This is a genomic window from Streptomyces sp. NK08204 (assembly GCF_020400585.1).
Taxonomy (GTDB): Bacteria; Actinomycetota; Actinomycetes; order Streptomycetales; family Streptomycetaceae; genus Streptomyces.
Map to the genome: position 1 here is coordinate 346,599 of NZ_JAINVF010000006.1, position 25,029 is coordinate 371,627.

A 25,029-nucleotide genomic window follows, 5' to 3' on the forward strand; every position below is an offset into this window, starting at 1 on the left:
AACTTCCTTCGGGTTCAGGGGAATTCGCGTTGTGCGGCCCATTGACACCCTGCCGAGCGGACCCCTAGCTTGCAAGCCCTGTCAGAGCAGGTCCCCCGCGCATCCGAAAAGAAGCGTAGCGGCAGCTGTTGATCGTTCAAAACAGCTGCACGGGGCATGGGTGGCCGCCCGGAAGTCATGCAGGCGTCGTAAGGACGGGTATGCCACGTGGGACGAACGCCACCACCCCCGAGTGGTGGCGCAGTGCGGTGATCTACCAGGTGTACGTGCGCAGCTTCGCCGACGGCAACGGTGACGGCATCGGTGACCTGGCGGGCCTGCAGGCGCGTCTGGACCACCTCAGCGACCTCGGTGTCGACGGGTTCTGGCTCAACCCCTGCTATCCCTCCCCGCAGGCCGATCACGGCTACGACGTGGCGGACTACCAGGACATAGAGCCGGACTACGGCGATCTCGCCGTGTTCGACGCACTCGTGGCGGAGGCGCACGCCCGCGGCCTGAAGGTGCTGATGGACCTGGTGCCCAACCACTGCTCCAGCGCGCATCCGTGGTTCCGCGAGGCACTGGCCGCCACGCCCGGCTCCCCGGAGCGGGACCGGTTCGTCTTCCGCGACGGCCGCGGCGAGCACGGCGAACTCCCGCCGAACAACTGGCAGTCGGCGTTCGGCGGCCCGGCCTGGACCCGCACCACCGACCCCGACGGCTCCCCCGGCCAGTGGTACCTGCACTTCTTCGACGTCACCCAGCCCGACTTCAACTGGCGCCACCCCGACATCGCCGAGATGTTCGACGACGTGCTGCGGTTCTGGTTCGACCGCGGTGTCGACGGATTCCGCATCGACGTCGCCCACGGCCTGTACAAGCACACAGACCTTCCCGACTGGCACGGCGAGGGTTTCAACGAGTTCGCCTGGGACCAGCCCGAGGTGCACGAGGTCTTCCGCCGCTGGCGCCGGATAGCCCGCTCCTACGGCCCGGAGCGCGAGCTGACCCTGGTCGGCGAGGTCTGGGTGCCCACCGTCACCGCGCTCGCCGCCTATCTGCGCGAGGACGAACTGCCGCAGGCGTTCTTCTTCGACCTGCTGCTCCAGCCGTGGGACGCCGCGCTGTTCCGCGCCTCCGTCGACCGCGCCTTCGCCGAGATCGGCGCCACCGGCGCCACCATCACCTGGACCCTGGCCAACCACGACGTGCACCGGGCCGTGACCCGCTACGGCATCACCGACCCGGTCCCGTACCCGCCGTCCGTCCCCGCGGAGAACGGCCTGTCCCGGCCCCGCGGCGAGGTCGACATCGCCCTCGGCACGCGTCGCGCCCGCGCAGCGGTCATGCTGCTGCTCGCCCTGCCCGGGTCGCACTACCTCTACCAGGGCGAGGAACTCGGCCTGCCCGAGGTGCTCGACCTGCCCGACGCCGCCCGCCAGGACCCGACGTGGACCCGCTCCGACCGGCAGGACCCGGGACGCGACGGCTGCCGCGTACCGCTGCCGTGGACGGCCGACCCGGCCGGTTTCGGCTTCTCGCCGCCCGGCACGGCCGCCGCGCCGTGGCTGCCGCAGCCCCAGTGGTTCGCCGAGTACGCCCGCTCCGAGCAGTCCGACGACCCCGGCTCCACGCTCGCCCTGCACCGCGACGCGCTGCGCGTGCGCCGTGACCTGTTCTCCGCCACCGACCGGTCCATCACCTGGGTCGGCACACCCGACCGCCCCGATGTACTCGCCTTCCGACGCGGAACCGCGCTATGCGTGACCGTGTTCGGCGAGGACGGCTTCGACCTGCCCGAACGGTGGGGTCCGCCCATGCTCACCAGCGCGCCGATGCGCGAGGGAACGCTGCCCGGGGGCAGCACGGCATGGCTGCGCCTCCCCGCGGACACCGAAGCCGCCCCTGCCGGCTGAGACCCGCCCCCCACCCCCGCCGCCCGCACCCCGCGGGTGGGGGACTGCCGCCGAAACAACCACTTTCCACACCGAGTTCCCCGACGAAAGGCGAGAACAGGTGAACATCCACTCCAGGTTGGTCCTCCCCATCGCAGGCGTCTCCCTGCTGGCCCTGGCAACAGCCGGCTGCGGAGGCTCCGACGGGGGCAGCGACGCCGGCAAGAACGAAGACGGCCGCGGTCCGATCACCTACGTCCAGGGAAAGGACAACACCGGTGACGTCAAGGGCATCATCCAGGAGTGGAACAAGAGCCACCCGAAGGAGAAGGTGACCCTCAAGGAGCAGAGCGACAGCGCCGACCAGCAGCACGACGACCTCGTCCAGCACTTCAAGGCCAAGGACGACGGCTACGACGTGGTCAGCGTCGACGTGGTGTGGACACCCGAGTTCGCCGCCCACGGCTGGCTGCAGCCGCTGGAGGGCAAGCTTGGCATCGACACCGCTCCGCTGCTGAAGGTGGCCGTGGACGCGGCGACGTACCAGGGCAAGCTGTACGCCGCCCCCAACACCTCCGACGGCGGCATGCTCTACTACCGCAAGGACCTGGTGCCCCACCCGCCCACCACCTGGGCAGAGCTGCTCGAGGACTGCAAGATCGCCAAGGCGCACAAGATGGGCTGCTACGCAGGCCAGTTCGCCAAGTACGAGGGACTGACCGTCAACGCCTCCGAGGCCATCAACGCGGCCGGCGGCCACGTGGTCAAGGAGGACGGCAAGACCGCCGACGTCGACACCCCCGAGGCCGCCAAGGGCCTGAGCTTCCTCGCGGACGCCTACAAGAACGGCGACATCCCCAAGGAGGCCATCACCTACCAGGAGGAGCAGGGCCGCCAGGCGTTCGAGGCCGGCAAGCTGCTGTTCCTGCGCAACTGGTCCTACGTCTACAACCTCGCCGCGACCGACGGCAGTTCGGTGGTCAAGGGCAAGTTCGCCGTCGCCCCCGAGCCCGGCCCGAACGGCATCGGTGCCAGCACCCTGGGCGGCCACAGCCTGGGCATGAGCGTGTACTCCAAGCACAAGGCGACCGCGCTGGACTTCATGAAGTTCTACGAGAGCGACGCCATCCAGCGCCGCCTGCTGGTCAAGGAGTCCAACGCGCCCACGCTCAAGAGCCTGTACAGCGACCCCACGCTGCTCGCCGACCCCAAGCTGGGCTACCTCAAGACCCTCGGTGAGTCCCTGGCGAGCGCCAAGAGCCGGCCGGTCACGCCGTTCTACCCCGGCGTCACCGCCGCGATCGAGGAGAACGCCTACGCCGCGATCAAGGGCGACAAGCCGGTCAGCCAGGCGCTGAAGGACATGCAGGCCGCGATCAACGCCGCCACCAGCGGCAACTGACGGCCGCCGGCCCGCACCCCGGCCCGGGGTGCGGGCACGGGCCGTGCCGGACCACCGCCACGGCGAGCGGTCCGGCACGGACCCGGAGAACCACCGGCGGCCCGCCGTCCGGAGGCCGGCCCCGTTCGCGGTAACCGAGTCCACCCGCAAGGCCGCTCGCCCCCGCCGTACCTTCCGCGCGGGCGAGCAGGTCGACGAGCAAGCAGACGAGCAGTCAGAGAGGAGGCGGACATGGCCGATTCCACCAGTTCCGAGGCCGCACCGCCTGCACCCCCCGGCCGACGGGACGGCGCACCGTCCCCGGGCACCGAAGGCCGCAGCCCGGCGGGTGCCGCCCCGGACCGGGAAGGCCCCGAGGCCCCGCGGCGCCGCCGGCCCCGGGCCACCGCCGGCGAGGGGCGCCTGGCGCTGATCCTGATCAGCCCGATGATGCTGCTGCTCGGCCTGGTCATCGGCTACCCGGTGGTCGCCGCCGTCGTGAAGTCCTTCGACAAGGACCAGTCCCTGCAGGGTGGGTTCTTCGACCAGGGCGGCGGGCACGCCGGCTTCTCCAACTACACCCACTGGCTGCTGCAGCGCTGCGGCGGGGTGAGCTGCCCCCGGGGCACCCTCGGCAGCGAGTTCTGGGACGCCGTCACGGTCACCCTGCTGTTCACGGTGATCACCGTGGTCCTCGAGGTCGTCCTGGGCATGATGATGGCCCTGGTGATGAACAAGGAGTTCAAGGGCCGGGCGCTGCTGCGGGCCAGTGTGCTGGTGCCCTGGGCGATCCCCACCGCGGTCACCGCCAAACTGTGGTTCTTCATGTTCGCCTACGACGGCGTCGTCAACCGGGTACTGGGCACGCACATCCTGTGGACCGACGGTGCCTGGCCGTCCCGGTTCACCGTGATCATCGGCGACGTGTGGAAGACCACGCCGTTCGTGGCCCTGCTGCTCCTGGCCGGGCTGCAGGTCATCCCCGGTGAACTCTACGAGGCCGCCGAGGTCGACGGTGCCACCCCCTGGCGGCGCTTCACCTCCATCACCCTGCCGCTGGTGCGCCCCGCCCTGGTCGTCGCCGTGCTGTTCCGCGTCCTGGACGTGCTGCGCATCTACGACCTGCCGGCGATCCTCACCCACGGCGGCGGCGGCACCGGCCACGCCACCACCACGATGTCCATCCTGGTCATCGACCAGCTCCAGCAGGGGTACGGCGCTGCGTCCGCGCTGTCCACCATCACGTTCCTGTTCATCTTCCTGGTGGCGATGCTGCTGGTGAAGCTGTTCGGAGCCAACATCGTCCGGTCCCAGCAACAAGCGGTGAAGTGACATGACGACAGCATCGGTTCCCGCCTCACGCACAGCCGCCGCGCCCGTCGGCCGGCGGGCCGCCGCCCGCCGCCTGGGCCTGTACGCCGGTATCGCCGCGATCGTGCTGTGGTGCCTGCTGCCGTTCTACTGGATGGTCGTCACCGCCTTCCGGGATGTCGGCTACACCTTCGACACCACGCCGTGGCCCACCCACGTCACCCTGGACAACTTCCGCACCGCCTTCAATACCAGCCGCGGCAATCACTTCGGTCAGGCGCTGGTCAACAGCCTCGTCATCGGCCTGGCCACCACCGGCATCGCCATGCTGGTCGGGGTGTTCGCCGCCTACGCGCTGGCCCGGCTGCGCTTCCGCGGCAAGTTCCTGGTGCTGGGCGCCGTACTGGGCGCGTCGATGTTCCCGGGGGTGGCCCTTGTCACCCCGCTGTTCCAGTTGTTCACCGACATCCACTGGCTGGGCACCTACCAGGCGCTGATCCTGCCGGACATCTCCTTCGCGCTGCCGCTGACCGTGTGGATCCTCACCAGCTTCTTCGCCGAGATGCCGTGGGAGCTGGAGCAGGCCGCCCGGGTCGACGGGTGTACGCCCGGGCAGGCGTTCCGGCTGGTCATCCTGCCGTTGGCGGCCCCCGGCCTGTTCACCACGGCGATCTTGGTGTTCATCTCGGCATGGAACGAGTATCTGCTGGCCAGCCTGCTGTCCAACGGCAAGGCCGCGGTCGCTCCGGTCACCGTGGCCATAGCCAACTTCACCGGCGCCCAGCCGCACCAGGAGCCGTACACCGCCGTCATGGCGGCGGGCACCATCGTCACCATCCCGCTGGTGCTGATCGTGCTGCTGTTCCAGCGGCGCATCATCTCCGGCCTGACGGCCGGCGCTGTGAAGTAGCCCCCCGTGGCGTCGCCGTGTTCCTCGGACGTCGTCCGCGGGCACCGCGCCGCCGAAGGGCGGGCGCCGGCCGTGCCGTGCCCGAGCGGGGCGTGGCGACGCGGATCCATCCGGTGACGCGTGGTCACATGGCATCGACGAGCACGTACGGTGCGGCCGGCAGGGCGCCCAGGTTCTTCGTCGTTCGTCGTCGTTCTTCGTCGCGCACGAGCCGACGGCGCCCTTCGCCATGACCGCCTCCACCCCCAAGGAGCGCATGTGACGCCATCCCGCAGGCACCACCCCGCAGGACGCATCGGAGTCCTCCGCCGCGAGGCGGCCCTCGCCGTCGTCCCCGTCGTCGTCGCCTCGCTGCTCGGTGCCGCCGGGCCCGGCGCGAGCGGCTCGCCCGGCGCCCCCGGCGCGGGCGACCCCTACTTCCCGCTCAGCGGCAACGGCGGCTACCACGTCCGCCACTACGACCTGACGCTCCGTTACGACACCACCTCCCGGCGCCTGGACGGCACCGCGGTCCTCACCGCCCGCGCCACCCAGCGGCTCTCCCGGTTCGACCTCGACCTCCTGGGCCTGACGGTCACCGGTGTCAGCGTCGACCGCGCCGCCGCCGGCCACCGCCGCAGCGGCCAGGAGCTGATCATCACCCCGCGTCATACGCTGCGCAGTGGCCAGGAGTTCCGCGTCACCGTCACCTACCACGGCACGCCCCGGCCGGTCACCGACCCGGACGGCTCCGCCGACGGCTGGATCCCCACCGACGACGGGGCCTTCGTCGCGGGCGAGCCACAGGGCGCCATGACCTGGTTCCCGGCGAACTCCCACCCCAAGGACAAGTCGTCGTACGACTTCTCCATCACCGTCCCCCGGGGCCGTACCGCCGTCGCCAACGGCATCCTGCTCGGGCAGCACACCGCGCACGGGCACACCACCTTCCGCTGGCGCGAGACCCGGCCCATGGCCGCCTACCTGGCCACCGCCACCATCGGGAAGTTCAAGGTCGAGAAGTACACGACCCGCGACGGCACCCAGGTGTACAACGCGGTCGACCCGCGCGAGGCGAGTGCCGCCGCGCCGGTGCTGAAGAAGCTGCCCTCGGTGCTGGCGTGGGAGAGCAAGCTGTTCGGGCCGTACCCGTACCGGGCCGCCGGATCGATCGTCGACCATGCCCCGGACGTCGGCTACGCCCTGGAGACCCAGACCCGGCCGCTCTACGACTCGGCGCCCGGACTGAGCACCCTCGTGCACGAGAACGCCCACCAGTGGTTCGGCGACTCGGTGTCCCTCACCTCCTGGAAGGACATCTGGCTCAACGAGGGCTTCGCCAGCTACGCCGAGTGGCTCTACAGCGAACAGCACGGCGGCGCCAGCGCCCAGCAGACCTTCGACGCCCTCTACGCCCGTCCCGCGAGCGACGGCCTGTGGGCCTACCCGCCCGGCGACCCGGGCAGCGGCGCGCACATCTTCGGCACGCCCGTCTACGCCCGTGGCGCCATGACCCTGCACGAACTGCGCCGGGCCGTCGGCGACCGCACCTTCTTCCGCATCCTGCGTGCCTGGGCGGCGCAGCACCGGGACGGGCACGCCACCACGGCACAGTTCGTGAGGCTCGCCGAGCGGGAGTCCGGGCAGGACCTGGACGAACTGTTCCAGACCTGGCTGTATGCGCAGGGCAAGCCGGACAGCGCCTGAAACCCGGCGACTTCGGAACAAGTCCGCGCGGGGCCGGGCGCGGCAGCGGGCGCCCCACCATCTCTGCACAACCGGCCCCTAGGATCCGACTCGTGTGCGCACATGTACTGGTCGCCGAGGACGACGAGAAACAGGCCGAGCTGATCCGCCGCTCCCTGCTGGCAGCGGGCCACACCGCCACCGTGGTGCACGACGGAGCCGCCGCGCTCGACGCGGCCCGCAGGCTGGGGCCCGACCTCGTCGTCCTCGACCTGATGCTCCCGGTGCTCGACGGCTTCGCGGTGTGCCGGGCGTTGCGCGGCGGTGACGGCGGCCCGGACATCCCGGTGGTGATGCTCACCGCCCGCTCCGCCGAGGACGACCTGCTGCTCGGCCTCGAACTGGGCGCCGACGACTACCTGACCAAGCCGTACAGCCCGCGCGAGCTGATGGCACGCATCCGCACCGTACTTCGGCGCAGCGGGCGCGGCGGTGCACGGGACGGGGACCCCGGCGTGCGCGCGGCCGGGATCAGCGTCGACCCCGTACGGCACGAGGTGCGCTGCGACGGCGTCCTGGTGGACTGCACCCCGGCGGAGTTCCAGATCCTGCTGGCCATGGCGGGGGAGCCGGACCGGGTGTTCACCCGCCGGCAACTGCTGCAGGCCACCCGCGGGTTCGACCGGGCCTCCACCGAGCGGGCCGTCGACGTGCACATCATGAACCTGCGCCGCAAGATCGAGGCCGACCCGCGGAGGCCGGTGAGGCTGCTGACCGTGTTCGGCGTCGGCTACAAACTGAGCGGCGGCCGGCCGTGAAGCGCCGTATCCCGCTGCGTAAACGGCTGCTCGTCCGGCTGCTGTTCGTCTCGGCGCTCATCGCCGTCTGCTCGGTCGCGGCCACCGCCTGGCTCGCGGTGACCACCACGACCAGCGCCCTGAAGGAGGAACAGGGCCAGGACCTCGCCGCCGACACCAGCATCCTCGCGCGGCTCAGCGGCTACGCCGCCACCCACCCCGACTGGGCGGACGTCCGGCGCACCGTCCGCGAGCTGGCCGCCCGTACCGGCCGGCGCATCGCCCTCACCACCACCGACCGCACCCTCGTCGCCGACTCCGCGCCGCGTGGCACCCCGCTGCCGCCCCGGCCCGCCGCCACCGTCGACCCGCTGCGCACCGACACCTACACCGAGCCCGGCGCCCAGCTCAGCGGCATCGACCCGCGCGTGGTCGGCCCGTACCGGCTCACGACGGGCGAGCGGGAGAGCCTGGACACTCTGGCCGCCAAGCGCACGCGGTGCTACGCGCACTACGGCCTTCAGACCACCGTCGTACGGACCCCGAGCGGGCGGCCCGTGCTGACCGGCACGGACGGCGACGACGTCGCCGGGTACGGCGCGTCGGTGTGCGACGACGGCACGCTCACCACCCCGGTGCCGACCGAACAAAGGGCCCTGGACGCCCTGTCCGAGCTGGCCCGGCCCTGTCTGCGAGCGGTGGGCATGGACCTGCGCGGGCCGTTGTTCCTCACCCTCGACCCCAGCGGCAGGGACCCCTTCGGCCTCGGCTACTTCACCGCCAAGTACGCAACGGTGCGCGGCGCCCCGGCCGGGCGGGCCGCGCAGAACTGCGTCCTGACCGCCCGCCGCGCCCAACTGGAGCCGTACGTCGCCCCGGTGGCCGAACTGTTCCTCGGTATCGGTGACCAGAACCCCTCCCGCTTCGACATGTCACCGGGCAACAAGGCCAAGGTGGCCGGCGCGGCCGGCCTGGTGCTCGCCGTCACCGTCGCGGTGACCGCCGTCGTCGCCGTCCGGCTCGTGAGGCCCCTGCGGGCACTGACCGAGGCGGCGCAGCAGCCGCCCGAGCTGCATGTGCGGGTGCCGGTGACCACACGGGACGAGACCGGGATCCTCGCGGAGGCGTTCAACGACCTGACCGAGCGCCGGGAACGCCTGGAGGCCCAGCGCAGGGCCATGGTCAGTGACATCGCGCACGAACTGCGCAGCCCGCTCACCAACATCCGCGGCTGGCTGGAGGTCGTCCGCGACGGCGTGGTCGAGCCCGAGCCCGACCTGCTGGACTCCCTGCACGAGGAGGCGTTGGTGCTCCAGCGGATCATCGACGACCTCCAGGACCTGGCCGCCGCCGACGCGGGCACCCTGCGTCTGCACCGCGAACCGGTACGCGCCCGCGACCTCGTCGACCAGGTGGCCGCCGCGCACAGCGTCGCCGCCCGCACCGCGGGTGTCGGCCTGCGCACCGAGGCCGACGGCAGCGCCTGGCTGGACGCCGACCCGGTGCGGATGCGGCAGGCGCTCGGGAACCTGGTCTCCAACGCGCTGCGGCACACCCCCGCCGACGGCACGGTCACGCTCGCCGTCCGCCGCGACGGCGCCGAAGTCGTCCTCACCGTCGCCGACACCGGGCCGGGCATTGCGCCGGAGGACCTGCCGCACGTCTTCGACCGGTTCTGGCGGGCGGAGAAGTCCCGCAGCAGGCGCACCGGCGGCAGCGGGCTCGGGCTGCCGATCGTCCGGCACCTCGTCGCCGCTCACGGCGGCACCGCCGAGGCCGCGAGCGAGCCCGGTGCGGGCGCGCTGTTCACCCTGCGGCTGCCGACGGCACAGGCGCCCGAGGACGACCTGCCCGGCAACGGCCCGCCGGACGACCCAGGACTCGTCGGCGAGGGCCGAGGGCGCACGGGCTGATGACTCAGGGACGTCGTCGCACACTCACACGCCGGCGCAGGGCGCGTCGTTCCGTTTCCGTGGTGCCGCCCCAGATGCCGATGGACTGTCCCGTGTCCAGCGCCCACCGAAGGCACCGCTCGCGGACCCGGCAGCACGCGCAGACCTTCTTGGCACGCTGTGTCTGCTGTGCCGCCGGGCCGGTCGTGCCGACCGGGAAGAAGAGATCGGGGTCCGTGCCGCGGCACGCGGCCTGCTCTCGCCAGTCGCTCATCTCTAAGTCACCTGCGATCGATGTCGTCCGCCCAGCACCGGTGCAACGCCGGTTCGGGTCACCGTCGTACCGCCGGTGAAACACCGGGCCTGCGCTCAGTGCCCGCGCAGCTCCTGAGCCGCCGTCACCGCAACCGCGTCGGCGAGCGCGGCGAGCGCGGGGGAGTCGAGCTTCCACTGCTGCCAGTACAGCGTCACGTCCGTCCACTCGTCCGGCACGAGACGCACCAGGCGGCCCCCGGCCAGCAGCGGCTCGGCCTGCGCCTGCGGGACCATGCCCCAGCCGAGGCCGGCGGCGATCGCGTCGACGAACCCCTCCGAGGTGGGCACATAGTGCCGCAGCGGGCTCGCGGAGCCGCGGCCCAGCCGCCGTACGAAACCGTCCTGGAAGTCGTCCTTGCGGTCGAACACCACGACGGGGGCCTCGGGCAGCGCCTCCGGCAGGGGCCCGGCGAGGTGGCTCGCGGCGAACTCCGGTGCGGCCACCGGCAGATAGCGCATCCGGCCCAGCGGGCGGACCGAGCAGCCCGGCACCGGCTCGGGCGAGGAGGTCACCGCCGCCATCACCCGGCCCTCGCGCAGCAGTGCCGCGGTGTGGGCCTCGTCCTCGCGGTGCAGCTCGAAGCACAGGCCCCGCACCCGGGTGAGCGCCCCGAGGAACCAGGTCGCCAACGAGTCCGCGTTCACCGCGACCGACACCCGCGTCGGTTCCCCGGCGCCGCTCAGCCCCAGCTCGCCACGCGCGTCCCGCTCCAGCCGCGCCAGCTGCCGGGCGTACCGCACCAGCACCGCACCGGACTGGGTAGGCCGCACCGGCTTGGTGCGCTGGAGCAGCACCCGGCCGGTGCGCTGTTCCAGGGCCTTGACCCGCTGGCTGACCGCCGAGGGCGTCACGTGCAGGGCCGCGGCGGCGGCGTCGAAGGTGCCCTCGTCGACCACGGCGAGCAGGGTCCGCACCTGCTCCAGGGGAAGCTCCGTCATCACAATGGCTAAGGGTACGTAAGAATCTTTAGCTGTACTTGCCGTACGCGCTTGCCTAGCGTCGACGGCATGAACCCCGCTCTGACCGCCGCGGTCGCCGGATTCGGCACCGGACTCTCCCTGATCGTCGCCATCGGCGCGCAGAACGCCTTCGTCCTGCGGCAGGGGGTGCGCCGGGACGCCGTGCTCGCCGTGGTCGCCATCTGCGCCCTGTCCGACGCGGTGCTCATCGCCTTCGGTGTCGGCGGGGTCGGCGCTGCCGTGGTGGCCTGGCCCGGGGCGCTCAGGGCCGTCGGGATCGTCGGCGGCGCCTTCCTGCTCTGCTACGGGGCCCTCGCCGCCCGCCGGGTCCTGCGACCCGGCACCGGGCTGCGCACGGACGGCGAGGCGGCCGGCTCCCGCCGTCGGGCGGTGCTGACCTGCCTGGCCCTGACCTGGCTCAACCCGCACGTCTACCTGGACACCGTGTTCCTGCTCGGCTCGCTCGCCGCCGGCCACGGTTCGCTGCGCTGGACCTTCGGTCTGGGCGCCGCGTTCGCGAGCCTGTGCTGGTTCGCCGCGCTCGGCTTCGGCGCCCGGCTGCTCGGCCGCGTCCTGACCAGGCCCGCCGCCTGGCGGTTCCTGGACGGCCTGGTCGCCGCCACCATGCTCGCGCTCGGCGTCACGCTCGTCGCCGGGGCCTGAGCCGGCCCGTGCGGCGACCGCGGCAGCCGGCGGTGCGTGCGGGCGGCCTACACCGGTCCGCGCTTGCGCAGGGCGTACTGGTCCAGCAGCTTGCCGCGGGTCGTCTCCAGCCGGTGCGCGAGGACCTCGGCGACGGTCCGCACCAGCGACAGGCCGAGCAGGGGGTCCTCCACACACAGCGCGAGCACCGACGGGCCGTCGAACTCGTAGGCGCGTACGTTGCTGAAGGCCACCGCCCCGAAGTCCCACTGGTACGGCGGAAACAGCCACGACCAGCCGAGCATGTCGCCGGCGCCCAGCGTGGCCACGGTCACCCGCTGCCGGGAGGTGACCTCCTGGTCCAGGTTGACCGCGCCCGAGCGGATCACCCAGAAGCGGTCGGCGGTGCCGCCCGCCTCGAAGATCCGGGCGTCCTCCGGGAAGGAGACCTCCTTGGCCAGTTCCATCAGGCGTTCGCGCTGCGCCTGTGGCAGCGCGGTCAGCAGTTTGATCGCTTTGGTCATGGCGCGGGGCTCCTCGCCGGCGGAGGTACGGGTGCTTTCCCTAAGCCCATTTCAGCCGCTGCCGCTGTCCCGGGCACCTCGAGGGCCGCGGACAGGAAAAAGCCCTGGCTGGACGGGGGAAACCAGCCAGGGCCGTATGAGGTGGCACGGGGCGGAGCGGAAGGACGGTTCCGGTCCTGCTCCGTCACCACGTATGGATGAACACTAAACCACCAAGCGGTGACGTATGCAATCAAGACAAGCCACGTGACCTGTTTCACTCGCTGTCGCTGCTCACGACGGCCCCGCCGGGCTCCTCCACCCGGTGCCCGGCACGAGCCCGCCGATGACACCCGATGACGACAACGTCACCCCACGGTGTTTGACAGCGCGCCAACAGGTCAGCCGAAGAGGAGTGACCCGTGCGATCCGGCACCACTCAGGGAGGGAAGGGATGCTCGACAAGCGGAGGACCCATCACGACGCGCCTGACACCGAGGCCCTGTTCGCAAGGCTCGCGGAGCTGGGCGACGGTTGCCAACGGGACACCGTACGCGCCGAACTCGTCACCGCCTGGCTGCCCATGGCCCACCGGATCGCCAGCCGGTTCCGTGACCGGGGCGAATCCGCCGAGGACCTGCGCCAAGTGGCCGCCCTGGGCCTGGTCAAGGCCGTCGACCGGTTCGATCCCGCGCGCGGCGCCTTCGAGAGCTACGCCGTGCCCACCATCACCGGCGAGATCAAGCGGCACTTCCGGGACCGGATGTGGGCCCTGCGGGTGCCCCGCCGGGTGCAGGAACTGCGCAACCGGGTGCGAGTGGCCCGCCGCGACCTCACCCAGCACCCCGGCACACCCGAACCCACCGTGACTGCCATCGCCACCCACACCGGACTCACCGAGGACGAGGTCGCCGCCGGGATGGAGGCACTGGAGAGCTACAGCACCCTGTCCCTGGACGCCGAGGTGTCCGCCGACGCAGACGGCCACAGCCTCGCCGACACGCTCGGCTGCGTCGACTCGTCCTACGACGTGGTGGTCGACCGCGAGGCCGCCAAGGAGGGCCTGCGCCGGCTGCCCGAACGGGAGCGGGCCATCCTCTACATGCGCTTCTTCGAGGACATGACGCAGAGCCGCATAGCCGACCGCCTCGGCATCTCCCAGATGCACGTCTCCCGGCTCATCAGCCGCAGCTGCGCCCGCATCCGCGAGGAGGCCCTGGGCGGCCGACGCCCGCACGGCCGGCCCGCCGTGTGACGACGCCTCGCACATCACTTCTCCGGCAGCGCCGTCCTCTCCGCGGTCCACGGCTTCGCGGACCGGTCCGGCACGAGGCCGAGCGGGCGGGCCAGGCCGGAGACCGCCTCGTCCAGCCGCTGGAGATGCCGCAGGACCCGGTCCGTGACCCGGCCGTAGCGAGGGGTGCCCAGCGTGCCCGGCTCCAGCATCGAGGCGATGCTCGGGCCCGTCTCCACCGACGCCGGGGACCGCGGATCCGCCACGTGCGCGGCGATCGCCTCGATGTTGCGCACGATCCGGGCACCCGCCCCGCGCAACCGCGGATCCGCCGCGATCGCCGGGTGGGTCGGCAGCAGCTCGGCGGTCGCCGCGAGTGAACGTCCGTGGTACGCGCAGGTCTCCAGCAGCGCCACGACATAGCGGGCGGTGTCCCGGCGGGCGCGCAGCGGGGTGATCGGATGGGTCAGCGGCTGGGTGGCCGCGCGCAGGTCGGCCAGTGCCTGGTCCAGCTCGCGCGCCCGCTCCACCAGATCGGCGACCGGTCCGCCGCTCAGCTGGTCGACGGCGGCCCGGGTGACATCGGCGAGCCGGTCCAGTACGCCGACGAGCAGCTCGTTGGTACGCCGGTCGGTCCCGACCGGCAGCACCAGCGCCGCCGCGATCACCCCGCAGCCCGCGCCGAGCGCCGTCTCCTCCACGCGCAGCAGCAGCACCGACGGGCTGTAGGTGTTCAGCAGCGTGTACAGCAGGCCCAGCATCGCCGTGACGAAGAACGACATCAGCGTGTAGGACAGCGGCGCGGTGTAGAACATCGCGAAGACGAACAGCAGCACCAGCGCGAACGCCGTCCACGTGTGGTGCCCGACCAGCCCGGCGAGCCCGATCCCGGCCACCACGCCGAGCACCGTGCCCAGCAGCCGCCGGTAGCCCTTCATCAGGATCTCACCCGTGGACGCGGTGTTGAGGAAAACGATCCAGCAGGTCAGCACCGCCCAGTACCAGCGCTGGCTGGACAGCAGCTCGCCGCCGACGATGGCCAGCGAGGAACCGGCCGCCACCTGCACGGCGGCCCGGGTGGTGGGCCGTCGCAGCCCCGTCGGCCCGGCCTCCTCGGTGGTGCCCCCCTCGCCGGCCTCGATGGCCGCGTCCTCCGTGTCCAGCTCCTCCCGGGAGCGAGCGGTCGGCGGGGCGTCGTCGGACGCGTCCAGTGCCCCTTCCAGGGCGAGCCGCAGTCCGAGCGCGGCCCGCGCCGCCTCGCCCAGACCGCGGAAGACGTCCTGCACGGCCGGGGACGCGCTGGGCAGGTTCTCCTCCTCGCGGTAGCCGAGCAGCCGGTCGCGGACCCGCGACGGCGCGGTGCCCGCCGCCTCACCTGCGGGCACCAGCACCAGCAGCCGCAGTGCCCGCAGGTCCCGGCGCAGTCCGGCCGTCGCCTCGTCCCGCACCGGAAGCTCGCCGCCCAGGGGCAGCGCCGCCCCCGGCAGGTGCAGGGTGAGGGTGTCGGTGCGCTCGGCGCTGCGCGCCGTGAGCAGCAGCAGTCCGAGCCGCTCGGCGGCGATCTCGGCTTCCGCGATCCGGCGTTGCAGCAGCCGGGCCAGTGCCTCGTCGCTGGTGCCGTCCGCCAGCCGCCCCTGGATCATCAGCGCCGTCTCGTGCAGCCGGGCGGTGCCCGTGCGCAGGTCCGCCAGGACCTTGTCCACCTCCTCGGGCCCGGCGTCCAGCAGCTCCAGCTGCGTGCCGATCAGCTGGCCCAGCCGGGCCCGGAAGGCCCGCCGCAGCCGGTCCAGCGTGCCCGCCGGGGTCTGCGGCACCAGCACGAAACGGGCGGCGGCGCTGCACCCGAACGCCACGCCGATGACGCCGTAGAGGGCGGGCAGCACGGAGACGGTCGCGTGCACGAACAGGGAGAGGAAATAGATCTGGAAGCCGATCAGGCCGAGCGCCGTACCGCGGTCGCCGAACCGGCGGCCGTAGACGGCGCAGAAGATGAGGGCGACGAAGAACAGGTCGCCGGCCACGACGTGCCGGTTCAGCAGCGTCCCGAGCGACACCGAGACCAGTGCCACGGGCAGGCCCAGCGCGAGCGTGACCGCCTGCCGCGAGCGCTGCCTCTCCCGGACGGCGAACGTGGCGACCATCGCCGCCATGGCACCCGCGACCAACTGGGGCACCGGAACCCGCAAGGCGGCCAGGACGGCGAGGGTGAGACCGAGGGCGGTGACCGTGCGCAGACCGGCGGTCAGCCGCAGCAGCCCGGGATCGCACGCCGCGAGCCGGTCACGCACCCGTACCCGCCCCGAGCGTCCCGCCGTCCTCACGCCGCCGCGCTCTTCGCCGTACCGGAACCCGGTCTGCACACCGGCGGTGTCAGGGGCTTCCCGCGGTCTCGCCCTCCACCCGGGCGCGGACCTGCTCCGGCGTCAGATAGGCGTCCGTGAACTCGAAGTCCTTCAGCCGGGCGGGCTTGCGCGCCTGGAACCCGGTGCGGACGAAATCGTCGCCCGCGACCGCGTTCAGCAGCCAGTTGGTCAGCACGCGGGCCTTGGCGACGTTCGTGCGCAGCGCCGACCAGTGGTATCCGCGGGCCACCACCTGGGCCGGCACCCCGCGCAGCTCGATGCCGAGCGGCTTGGACACGGCGTCCTTGCCGCCGAGGTCGACCACGAGCCCCAGGTCGTGATGCATGTACGGCGTCAGCGGCCGGCCCCGCAGGGCCGCGATGACGTTGTCGGCGACCTTCCTGCCCTGGCGCGTGGCGTGCTGGGCGGTGGGCGGGCAGACCGCACCGTGCCGGCCCTTGGCCGTGTCCGGCACGGCCGCCGCGTCGCCGAGCGCGAACACCCCGTCGTGGCCCGGCAGCGTCATCTCGGCGGTGACCGCGAGCCGGCCCCGGACCGTCTCCGCGCCGAGCGTCGCGATCAGCGGGCTGGCGACCACACCGGCCGTCCAGATCAGGGTGTGGGTCGGCACCACCCGCCCGTCGGTGAACGTCACCTCGTGCGCGCCCGCCTTCTCGACCGACACCCCGAGCGAGACCTCGATCCCGCGCCGGCCCAGGATCTCCTGCGCGCTGCGGCCGAGCTTCTCGCCCAGCTCCGGCATGAGCTTCGGCGCGATGTCGATCAGATGCCACCTGATCAGCGCCGGGTCCAGGCGCGGATAACGCTCGAGGGCCCCGTGCGTGAGCCGCTGCAGACAGGCCGCGGTCTCGGTGCCGGCGTACCCGCCGCCGACCACCACGAACTGCAGCCGCGCGGCCTGCTCGGCACGGTTGTCCGCGGCGTCCGCAAGGTCGAGCTGCGAGATGACGTGGTCGCGGATGTAGGCGGCCTCCGCCAGGGTCTTCATCCCGAAGGCGTGCTCGCTCAGCCCCGGGATGTCGAAGGTCCGGGTCACGCTGCCCGGTGCCAGCACGATGTAGTCGTACGGCTCGTCGACGATCCGGTCGGTGATGGTGCGCACGACGCACACCTTGGCCTTCAGGTCCACGCCGATCGCGCCCCCCGGAAGGATGCGCGTGCGGTACTTCCTGCTGCGGCGCAACGACAGGGCGATCGACTGCGGTGTGAGCACACCCGAGGCGACCTGGGGCAGCAAGGGCAGATAGAGCTGGTAGGAGTTCGGCGTCACCAGGGTGAGGTCGGCCTCGGCGGGGGCGAGCTTGCGCTCCAGGCGGCGGACGCACTCGACTCCGGCGAAGCCTGCGCCGACCACCAGGATCCTGGGTCGTGTCACGATGTCCATCCCTTCCTGCGGCTCCAGGCGGTCCGACTCGACGCCGTTCGGGCGCCCTGGATCGCTGCGCACCGCCTTCGATCCCACCGCGCTCCGAGCCGTGGCGCCAGCCGGGTGCGGCAGGCAGACGAACGGGTGCGCGCCGGCACGCTCCTTGGCAGGCGGAGTAACCGGAAGCCGTACGGATACACCTCACCAGGGCAGGAACACATGGATGTCCTTGCCGCGGTCGTCGACGACGACGCTCACCTGGTGACACAGCGTCTGCACCAGGTGCCAGCCGATGCCGCCGCCGCCCGTGCGCGGCCGGAAGGGGCGCGGCTCGGGCCGCGTCCTGCTGGTGTCGCGCATCGTGACGTGCACTCCGTCGAAGGTCCGGCGCAGGCTCAGCCCGAAGGGTCCGGGGGCGTACTGGACGGCGTTGGCGGCCAGCTCGGTGACGACCAGCAGGATGTCGTCCCAGTGCTCGGGCATGCCGGGCGGCGAGTTCCGCGCGAGGACGCTCAGGAACTCCTCCGCCGCGAGCCGCGCCCCGGTGACATTGCGCAGCTCACCCGGGAAGGAGAACGTACGCTGGTACTCCTCCTCCGCCGGTATGCCGTTCCTGCGCCTGTCCGCCATCACGTCGCCGACCTCCACGCTGCGAGTTCCCGTACTCGCACCGGGTACGCGTCGGCAATTTCTCAGCGGAAGACGCTGTCCGGCTCCTCCCAGTCGGCCGGCTCCCGCGTCCCGGGCCGTCCGAAGGTGCGGGAGCGCGCCGCGTACATCGCGTCGATCTGAGCGGCGTAGTGCCGGGTGATGGCCTCCCTGCGCAGCTTCATGGACGGCGTGAGCAGCCCGTTGTCCTGGGCGAACGGCTCCTGCAGCACCAGGTGGACCCGGATGGACTCGGCACGGGACACCGCGCTGTTGGCGCTCGACACCGCCCGTGCGATCTCCTCCCGCAGCGCGTTCTCCTCCCGCGCCTCCCGGGCCTTGGCGTCCCCGGACAGCGCCAGGGCGGACCGCCAGTGCGCGAGGAAGTCCGGGTCCAGGGTGATCAGCGCGCCGACGCAGGGACGGCCGTCGCCGACGACCACCGCCTGGTGGACCAGCGGATGCATACGCAGCCGCTGCTCCAACGGCGCCGGGGCCACGCTCTGGCCACCGCTGGTGACGATGACGTCCTTCTTGCGGCCCGTGATCGTCAGAAAGCCCTCGGCATCGAGGTGCCCGATGTCCCCGGTGGCCAGCCAGTCACCGCGCAGCGCCGCCCGCGTCCTCGGCTCGTCGCTGATGTAGCCCTGGAACACCGACGGCCCCCGCACCAGGATCTCCCCGTCGTCGGCCACCCGGATCTCGGTGCCCGGCAGCGCATGACCCACGGTGCCCGACTTCTCCCGGCCCAGCGGCTGCATGGTGACCCCGCCGGAGGTCTCCGTCAGCCCGTACCCGTCATGGACGAACAGGCCGATGCCCGCATAGAACAGGGACAGGTCCCGGCTGAGCGACGACCCGGCCGAGGTGCCCCGCACCACGCGCCCGCCGAGCGCGGCCCGCAGCTTGCGGTACACGGTCCGCTCGTACAGCGCGTGCTGCACCCTGAGATCGAACCCGGGACCCGCCCCGGTTCCCAGCCGCGCGCGTTGCTGTGCCTCGGCGAAGTCCCGCGCGGTCTGCGCGGCCCGCTCGAACAGGGCACCCCGGCCCGCCTGCTGGGAGCCGCGCAGGAACGTCTTGTACAGCTTCTCGAACACCGACGGCACCCCGTACAGATACGTCGGCCGGAAGGTGCGCAGCCCCGATGTCACTGCCGTCTCGGTGCACTCCGGCTCGTGCGCCAGCAGGATCCCGCCGCGCACGCAGATGAGCTGGATCATGAGCCCGTACACATGGGAGAACGGCAGGAAGGCCAGCACGGACGGCTGTTCGCCCGGAGGAGCCGCCGTGTGGCCCCAGCCGGCGAGCAGGGTGTCGCACGGGTAGGCCAGACCGCGATGGGTCAGCGCGCAGCCCAGCGGCCGGCCCGAGGTGCCGGAGGTGTAGACGACGGCCGCCGTCGAGTCCGGCAGCACGATCCGGCGCAGCGACTCCACCGTGGTCAGCGGGATGTCCGCGCCCCGCTCCGCCAGCTCGCGCAGCAGGCCCGCGTCCAGCTGCCACACGTGCCGCAGCCGGGGCAGGCCCGCGCACACCGTGCCGACGGTCATGACGCCCTGCTCGTCCTCCACCACGACGGCCACGCAGTCGGCGTCCCGCAGGATCCACTCGACCTGGTCGCGGGACGAGGCCGGATGGACCGCTACGACCTCCGCGCCGACGGCCCACAGCGCGTGACTGAGCACGGTCCACTCGTAGCGGGTGCGGGACATCAGGGCCACGCGGTGGCCCGGCGAGATGCCGGCGGCGACCAGTCCCTTGGCCAGGTCGACCACTTCGTCCCGCAGCTCGACCGCCGTCACCTCCTCCCAGCGGTCGGCGGCGCGATCCGGGCGGCGCGCGAGCACGGGCAGGGTCGGGTGGCGTTCGGCTGTGTCGAAGATGCTGTCGGCGAGGCCGCCGGTGAGCGGCGGGGTGGCCGATGGAGCGAGGGCGACGTCCTGCATGCGCTGCTCCCGGTGGGTACGGAGGGTCACTCCGCCGCCCGGCTGTGCGGTCGGCGGTGCTCGAATCTAGCCCAGGGAGCGGGTTCCGGCGCCCGGAACAGGCAAGTCGTGATCGGCTGATGATCTGCGCCGGTCCCGGGCGACCCTCAGTCCTGGGTGCGGCGCACACACTCGGTGACGACGCTGCGCAGACTGCCCGTCTGCTCCAGCAGCAGCCGCTGCTCGCGTGCGCCGTTGCCCCGGCGCATCAGTTCGGCGACGGCCTCCTCGGCCAGGGCGGCGTCACCGTGGTCGGCCAGCGCCTGCCCGCTGTGCTCCAGCAGCGAGCGCAGCACCTGTTCGGCGGGTCTGGGCCGCATGGTCACGGGGTCGAGCAGGTCCTTGTCCAGACCCGAGTGGGCGGCATGCCAGGCGGCCATTCTGAGCAGGCTCACGCTGTGGTCCAGCGGCGGCCGGCCGGCCCGCCAGTCGCGTGCCGCCGTCTCCACCAGGGCGCGGGCCAGCGCGGCGACGAGGACGGTGGTGGCCGCCCGCAGGCACACGTCCGCCACCCGTATCTCCACCGTCGGGTGCTTCGCGGACAGGCGTGCGTCGAAGTAGACCATCGCCCCGTCGAGGATGACCCCGCTGGCCACCATGTCCGCCACCTGCCGGTGGTACCGCTCGGCCGAGCCGAACAGCTCGGTCGGCCCCGACGACGGACAGCGCGCCCACAGCCGGCTGCGGTACCCGGCGTAGCCGGTGTCCTGGCCCTGCCAGAACGGTGAGTTGGCGCTGATCGCGCGGAGCACCGCGAGCCACGGCCGGAGCCGGTCGATGACGGCGACGCCCTCCTCGTCGGACTCCACCGCCACATGCACATGGCAGCCGCACACGAGCTGGTCGTGCGTGGCGGTCCCGAACTGCCCGGCCATCCACTCGTAGCGTTCGCGCCGGGTGAGCGCGGGGGTGATCGGCAGCGGACAGGTGGCGAGCGCGGCGACGGCGCCACCTGCCTCCCCGGCGAGCAGGGCCGCCTCCTTGCGGCAGTGCACGATCTCGGCGCGCAGGTCCGCCATGTCCCGCTGCGGATGCGTGGCGAACTCCAGCATCTGCCCGAACAGCTCCTCCTGGAACACGTCCTGCCCGCGATGGTCCTCGGCGGCACGGGCGAGGACGGCGGCCGACAGTGCCTTCGGCTCCCCGCTGTCCGCGTCGACCAGAAGCAGTTCCTCCTCCACTCCGACAGTGCGCACGCCGTACCGCCCTTCTGTCCATGCCACATGGAGCAGCCGTGGGTCTGTACGAGCCTGACTGCCCGTCGCAGAGGGGCGCCGACACCTGCGGGCTCAGCGCACGGGCGTCAACCAGACAGTGGCGAGCGGTGGCAGCCGGAGCCGGAGGAACCCGTCCTCGGGCTTCAGGGCCCCCGGAGCACCGACGCCGACACCGCTGCCGCCGTAACGCGTGTCGTCCGTGTTCAGCGCCTCCTGCCAGGCCGGGACCTCGTCGGGGACCCGGAGGCGGTAGTCCTCACGGACGACGGGGGACAGGTTCGAGGCCGCCAGCAGGGGCGTGCCGTCGGCGGCGAACCGCAGGAACGCGAAGACATTGTCGTCCGCCGCGTCACACAGCACCCACCGGAAACCGCCCGGATCGGTGTCCCGCTGCCACAGCGCCGGTGTCGCCCGGTACCGGGTGTTCAGCTCCCGCACCAGATCCCGCACACCCCGGTGGTCACCGGCGGAGTGGTAGTCGTCGTCGAGCAGCCACCACTCGGGCCCCTGCTCGTGCGACCACTCGGCGCCCTGCGCGAACTCCTGGCCCATGAAGAGCAACTGCTTGCCCGGGTGGGCCCACATGAAGGCGAGATAGGCGCGGTGGTTGGCGCGCCGCTGCCACCAGTCGCCGGGCATCTTCGACACCAGCGCCTGCTTGCCGTGGACGACCTCGTCGTGGGAGATCGGCAGGACGTAGTTCTCGCTGTAGGCGTACACCATCGAGAAGGTCATCTCGTTGTGGTGGTACCTGCGGTGCACCGGCTCGTGCTGGATGTACTCCAGCGAGTCGTGCATCCAGCCCATGTTCCACTTCAGTCCGAAGCCGAGGCCGCCGCTGTCCGTCGGCCGGGTCACGCCGTCCCACGCCGTGGACTCCTCGGCGATGGTCACCACACCCGGGCAGCGCCGGTAGACCGTGGCGTTCATCTCCTGGAGGAAGGCGACCGCGTCCAGGTCCTCCCGCCCGCCGAACACGTTCGGCTCCCACTGCCCGGAGTCGCGGGAGTAGTCGAGGTAGAGCATGGAGGCGACCGCGTCCACGCGCAGGCCGTCGATGTGGAACTCCTCGCACCAGTACACCGCGTTGGCGACCAGGAAGTTGCGCACCTCGGTGCGCCCGTAGTCGAACTCGTACGTCCCCCAGTCCGGATGCTCGGCCCGCCGCCAGTCGCCGGGCTCGTACAAGGCGTCGCCGTCGAACCGGGCCAGCGCCCAGTCGTCCTTGGGGAAGTGCGCGGGCACCCAGTCCATGATCACGCCGATGCCGGCCCGGTGCAGTGCGTCCACCAGGTGTCTGAAGTCGTCCGGGGAACCGAGGCGGGGCGTGGGCGCGTAGTAGGAGGTGACCTGGTAGCCCCAGGAACCGCTGAACGGGTGCCCGGCGACCGGCATCAGCTCCACGTGCGTGAAGCCCATCTCCTTCACGTAGGCCGGGAGTTCCTCCGCCAGTCCGCGATAGGTCAGCCCGGGTCGCCACGAGGGCAGATGCACCTCGTACACCGAGAACGGCGCCTCGTGCACCGGGGTGTCACCGCGGTGCGCCATCCACTCCGCGTCCCCCCACTCGTACCGCGACACCGCCACGACCGACGCCGTGTCCGGCGGCATCTCCGTGCGCCGTGCCATCGGGTCGGCCTTGAGGAACCGGTGACCGTGGCGGGAGGTGATCTGGAACTTGTACCGGGTGCCCTCGCCGATGTCCGGCAGGAACAGCTCCCACACGCCGGACGCGCCCAGTGAACGCATCGGGTACTGGGTGCCGTCCCAGTACGTGAAGTCCCCGGCGACGCACACCCCTTGGGCGTTCGGCGCCCACACCGTGAAGCGGGTGCCGCGCACGCCCTGGTGGGTCATCGGCTCCGCGCCGAGCGCCTTCCACAGCTGCTCGTGCCGGCCCTCCCGGATCAGATGCAGGTCCAGCTCGCCGAGGGCGGGCAGGAAGCGGTACGGGTCGTGCGCCTCCTGCTCGCCGTCGTCGTACGCCACGAGCAGCGTGTACGACGGGATCTCGGGGTACGGCAGCACGGCGGAGAAGAGCCCGCCGCCCTCCGACGCGAGCTGGTTGCGCACCCCGTCCACCAGCACGCTCACCGAGCGGGCGTTCGGGCGCAGCGCCCGGAACAGGGTGCCGCCCGCAACCGGGTGCGCGCCCAGCAGGGCGTGCGGATCGTGGTGCGCGCCGCCGAGCAGGCGGTCGCGTTCGGCGGGGGCCAGCGGTACGGCCCTGGCCGCCACGCGCCCCGCGGCCTCGGGCAGTGAAGTGTCGCGCAATGCCATGTCGTCAGCCTCCCCAGACGGCGAGCCGCTTGATCGCGGCCATCGGTACCGGCAGCCAGTCGGGCCTGTGCCGGGCCTCGTACAGAACCTCGTAGACCGCGCGGTCCGTCTCGTGCGCCCGCAGCAACGCGTGCTTCTTGCGCGGGTCCCACCCGGCCTGGGCGGCATAGCCCGCGCAGAACGCCTCCCGGCAGCGGCGGGCCCACTCCGGCCGCCAGGGGCGGCGCTGCCGGGCCGCGTAGTCGAAGGAGCGCAGCATCCCGGCCACGTCCCGCACCGGCGACTGGGCGGCGCACCGCTCGGTGAGCGGACGGGACGGCTCGCCCTCGAAGTCGATGACGAACCAGTCGCGGCCGGCCTGCAGCACCTGCCCGAGATGCAGGTCTCCGTGGATGCGCTGGGACGGCGGGCCGGCGTCGCAGGTGGCGAGGGCGGCGAACGCGGCCCGCAGGCCGGGCACGAACGGGCGCAACGCGGGCACGGCGTGCGCGGCGGCGTCCAGCCGCGCGCTCATCGCCCGCGCGGTGGCGCCGTTCTCGGTCTGTCCGGCGGGCGGGAACGCCTGCGCCAGCGCGGTGTGCACCTCGGCCATGGCCCGGCCCAGCTCACGGGCCTCGGCGGTGAAGTCGTCACCCGTCGAGAGCGCGCGCAGCGCCAGCGTCCAGCCGTCGGAGGCGTCGGGCAGGAACGGCTGGAGGACACCCAGCGTGGCCGGGCGCGGAGCCGCGGTGCTGAACCAGGCCACCGGCGCGGGCACCCGCGCACAGCCCTGCGCGGCCAGCGCGGCCGGCACCTCCAGGTCGGGATTGACGCCCGGCTGGATGCGGCGGAAGACCTTCAGGATGTACGCGTCGCCGTACACGATCGACGAGTTGGACTGCTCGGCGTCCAGCAGGCGCGGCGGGAGACCCCCGGGCACCCGGGTGGCCGGGTCCGCATCGAAGCGCAGCGGGCCTGCCGCGCCGGGCTGTCTCAGCCGCTCCAGCAGGAGATGGGCACAGCGCGGGTCGTGCAGCGCGTCGTAGACGGCGAGGCCGGCCAGCGGGCCCTTCTCGGCGCGGCCGATGTAGGCGCGTTCCAGACGCGGGGCGAGATGCTCGCGCACACCGAGCAGCAACTGGTAGCAGTCACCGGGCGGGTGAGTGCCGCCGGGAGTGGGCACCGGAGCGTGCGAGGCGTGGACCAGCAGGTGCATGCAGCCCGGGAACAGCTCGGTCAGGGACAGCAACGACAGATCGGTGACGGGCCGGTCCTTGCCCGCGAACCAGCGTTGGCTCGGCAGCCATTCGCGCAACAGCCCGCTGAGCGAGGCCAGGGGCCGCTCGACGGCCGTGGTCCGCGGTCGGAGTGTGATGGTCTTCGGCATGGTGACGCGTCCTTTCCTCGGCGCCGGTCGGTCAGCGGCGGCGGCCGATGCGGGATGCGACTCGGGAGAGCCGGAACCAGTAGAAGCCGTGGCCCGCGAGGGTCAGCAGATAGGGCAGTTCGCCGATGGCGGGGAAGCGCACCCCGCCGATCAGTTCGACGGGGTGGCGGCCGTCGAAGACCCGCAGGTCGAGCTCCGTGGGCTGGGCGAACCGGGAGAAGTTGTTGACGCACAGCACCAGGTCGTCGCCGTACTCGCGCAGGAACGCCAGGACCGCCGGGTTCGAGGAGGTGAGTTCCGTGAACGTGCCCAGT

The 25,029-nt window shown here is 72.2% G+C and carries 20 protein-coding genes; 9 read left to right on the forward strand and 11 right to left on the reverse strand.

Annotated elements, in window-relative coordinates; genetic code table 11:
* Positions 1 to 200: 200 nt before the first annotated feature.
* The 7 genes from K7G59_RS13245 to K7G59_RS13275 all read left to right on the forward strand — a co-directional run bounded on the left by K7G59_RS13245 (position 201) and on the right by K7G59_RS13275 (position 9,854).
* On the forward strand, positions 201 to 1,898 hold the full coding sequence (locus tag K7G59_RS13245; protein WP_225833737.1) for a glycoside hydrolase family 13 protein: 1,698 nt from the start codon (positions 201 to 203) through the stop codon (positions 1,896 to 1,898).
* Positions 1,899 to 1,998: 100 nt separating this feature from the next.
* Entirely contained in the window at positions 1,999 to 3,279 is a 1,281-nt protein-coding gene (locus K7G59_RS13250; RefSeq protein WP_225833739.1) for an ABC transporter substrate-binding protein, read from the forward strand.
* A gap of 231 nt (positions 3,280 to 3,510) precedes the next feature.
* The gene (locus K7G59_RS13255; RefSeq protein WP_225833741.1) at positions 3,511 to 4,590 is read left to right on the forward strand and encodes a carbohydrate ABC transporter permease; all 1,080 of its coding nucleotides are present in this window, start codon (positions 3,511 to 3,513) and stop codon (positions 4,588 to 4,590) included.
* Position 4,591: 1 nt separating this feature from the next.
* Complete coding sequence (locus K7G59_RS13260; RefSeq protein WP_225833743.1) at positions 4,592 to 5,479, forward strand: carbohydrate ABC transporter permease; 888 nt, start codon at positions 4,592 to 4,594, stop codon at positions 5,477 to 5,479.
* A 258-nt stretch (positions 5,480 to 5,737) separates the two neighbouring features.
* Complete coding sequence (locus K7G59_RS13265) at positions 5,738 to 7,165, forward strand: M1 family metallopeptidase (RefSeq protein WP_374114218.1); 1,428 nt, start codon at positions 5,738 to 5,740, stop codon at positions 7,163 to 7,165.
* A gap of 92 nt (positions 7,166 to 7,257) precedes the next feature.
* Complete coding sequence (locus K7G59_RS13270; protein ID WP_225833745.1) at positions 7,258 to 7,962, forward strand: response regulator transcription factor; 705 nt, start codon at positions 7,258 to 7,260, stop codon at positions 7,960 to 7,962.
* Positions 7,959 to 9,854: a cell wall metabolism sensor histidine kinase WalK gene (locus K7G59_RS13275; protein ID WP_225833747.1), complete on the forward strand. Its 1,896-nt coding sequence runs from the start codon at positions 7,959 to 7,961 to the stop codon at positions 9,852 to 9,854. The genes K7G59_RS13270 and K7G59_RS13275 overlap by 4 nt, the downstream gene beginning before the upstream one ends.
* 4 nt (positions 9,855 to 9,858) lie before the next feature.
* On the opposite strand, the gene K7G59_RS13280 is transcribed toward K7G59_RS13275, so the two are convergent.
* Positions 9,859 to 10,107 carry a WhiB family transcriptional regulator gene (locus K7G59_RS13280; protein WP_225833749.1) on the reverse strand — a complete coding sequence of 83 codons (249 nt, stop codon included), beginning with the start codon at positions 10,105 to 10,107 and terminating at the stop codon, positions 9,859 to 9,861.
* 95 nt (positions 10,108 to 10,202) lie between these two features.
* Positions 10,203 to 11,090 (reverse strand): LysR family transcriptional regulator ArgP, encoded by an 888-nt coding sequence (locus tag K7G59_RS13285; RefSeq protein WP_225833751.1) that lies wholly within the window; start codon positions 11,088 to 11,090, stop codon positions 10,203 to 10,205.
* 66 nt (positions 11,091 to 11,156) lie between these two features.
* On the opposite strand from K7G59_RS13285, the gene K7G59_RS13290 reads away from it, so the two are divergent.
* On the forward strand, positions 11,157 to 11,771 hold the full coding sequence (locus K7G59_RS13290) for a LysE/ArgO family amino acid transporter (protein WP_225833753.1): 615 nt from the start codon (positions 11,157 to 11,159) through the stop codon (positions 11,769 to 11,771).
* Positions 11,772 to 11,818: 47 nt separating this feature from the next.
* Here the strand turns inward: K7G59_RS13290 and K7G59_RS13295 are convergent, their stop codons facing one another.
* Entirely contained in the window at positions 11,819 to 12,274 is a 456-nt protein-coding gene (locus tag K7G59_RS13295) for a cyclic nucleotide-binding domain-containing protein (RefSeq protein WP_225833755.1), read from the reverse strand.
* A gap of 433 nt (positions 12,275 to 12,707) precedes the next feature.
* Between K7G59_RS13295 and K7G59_RS13300 the strand changes: the two genes are divergently transcribed.
* Positions 12,708 to 13,508: a SigB/SigF/SigG family RNA polymerase sigma factor gene (locus tag K7G59_RS13300; RefSeq protein WP_225833757.1), complete on the forward strand. Its 801-nt coding sequence runs from the start codon at positions 12,708 to 12,710 to the stop codon at positions 13,506 to 13,508.
* 14 nt (positions 13,509 to 13,522) lie between these two features.
* On the opposite strand, the gene K7G59_RS13305 is transcribed toward K7G59_RS13300, so the two are convergent.
* From K7G59_RS13305 to K7G59_RS13340, 8 genes are all read right to left on the reverse strand, one after another.
* Positions 13,523 to 15,808: an FUSC family protein gene (locus tag K7G59_RS13305; protein WP_225833759.1), complete on the reverse strand. Its 2,286-nt coding sequence runs from the start codon at positions 15,806 to 15,808 to the stop codon at positions 13,523 to 13,525.
* 49 nt (positions 15,809 to 15,857) lie between these two features.
* On the reverse strand, positions 15,858 to 17,234 hold the full coding sequence (locus K7G59_RS13310; RefSeq protein WP_225833812.1) for an NAD(P)/FAD-dependent oxidoreductase: 1,377 nt from the start codon (positions 17,232 to 17,234) through the stop codon (positions 15,858 to 15,860).
* Between the two features lie 183 nt (positions 17,235 to 17,417).
* Complete coding sequence (locus K7G59_RS13315) at positions 17,418 to 17,846, reverse strand: ATP-binding protein (RefSeq protein ID WP_225833814.1); 429 nt, start codon at positions 17,844 to 17,846, stop codon at positions 17,418 to 17,420.
* Positions 17,847 to 17,908: 62 nt separating this feature from the next.
* On the reverse strand, positions 17,909 to 19,813 hold the full coding sequence (locus K7G59_RS13320; RefSeq protein WP_225833762.1) for a long-chain fatty acid--CoA ligase: 1,905 nt from the start codon (positions 19,811 to 19,813) through the stop codon (positions 17,909 to 17,911).
* Between the two features lie 146 nt (positions 19,814 to 19,959).
* The gene (locus K7G59_RS13325) at positions 19,960 to 21,048 is read right to left on the reverse strand and encodes a glutamate--cysteine ligase (protein ID WP_225833764.1); all 1,089 of its coding nucleotides are present in this window, start codon (positions 21,046 to 21,048) and stop codon (positions 19,960 to 19,962) included.
* 93 nt (positions 21,049 to 21,141) lie between these two features.
* On the reverse strand, positions 21,142 to 23,349 hold the full coding sequence (glgB, locus tag K7G59_RS13330) for a 1,4-alpha-glucan branching protein GlgB (RefSeq protein WP_225833767.1): 2,208 nt from the start codon (positions 23,347 to 23,349) through the stop codon (positions 21,142 to 21,144).
* Positions 23,350 to 23,353: 4 nt separating this feature from the next.
* Positions 23,354 to 24,715, reverse strand: coding sequence for a maltokinase (locus K7G59_RS13335; protein WP_225833769.1), 1,362 nt, complete (start codon positions 24,713 to 24,715; stop codon positions 23,354 to 23,356).
* Between the two features lie 31 nt (positions 24,716 to 24,746).
* Positions 24,747 to 25,029, reverse strand: a 283-nt coding sequence (locus K7G59_RS13340) for an alpha-glucosidase C-terminal domain-containing protein (protein ID WP_225833771.1), incomplete at its 5' end; no start/stop codon positions are given.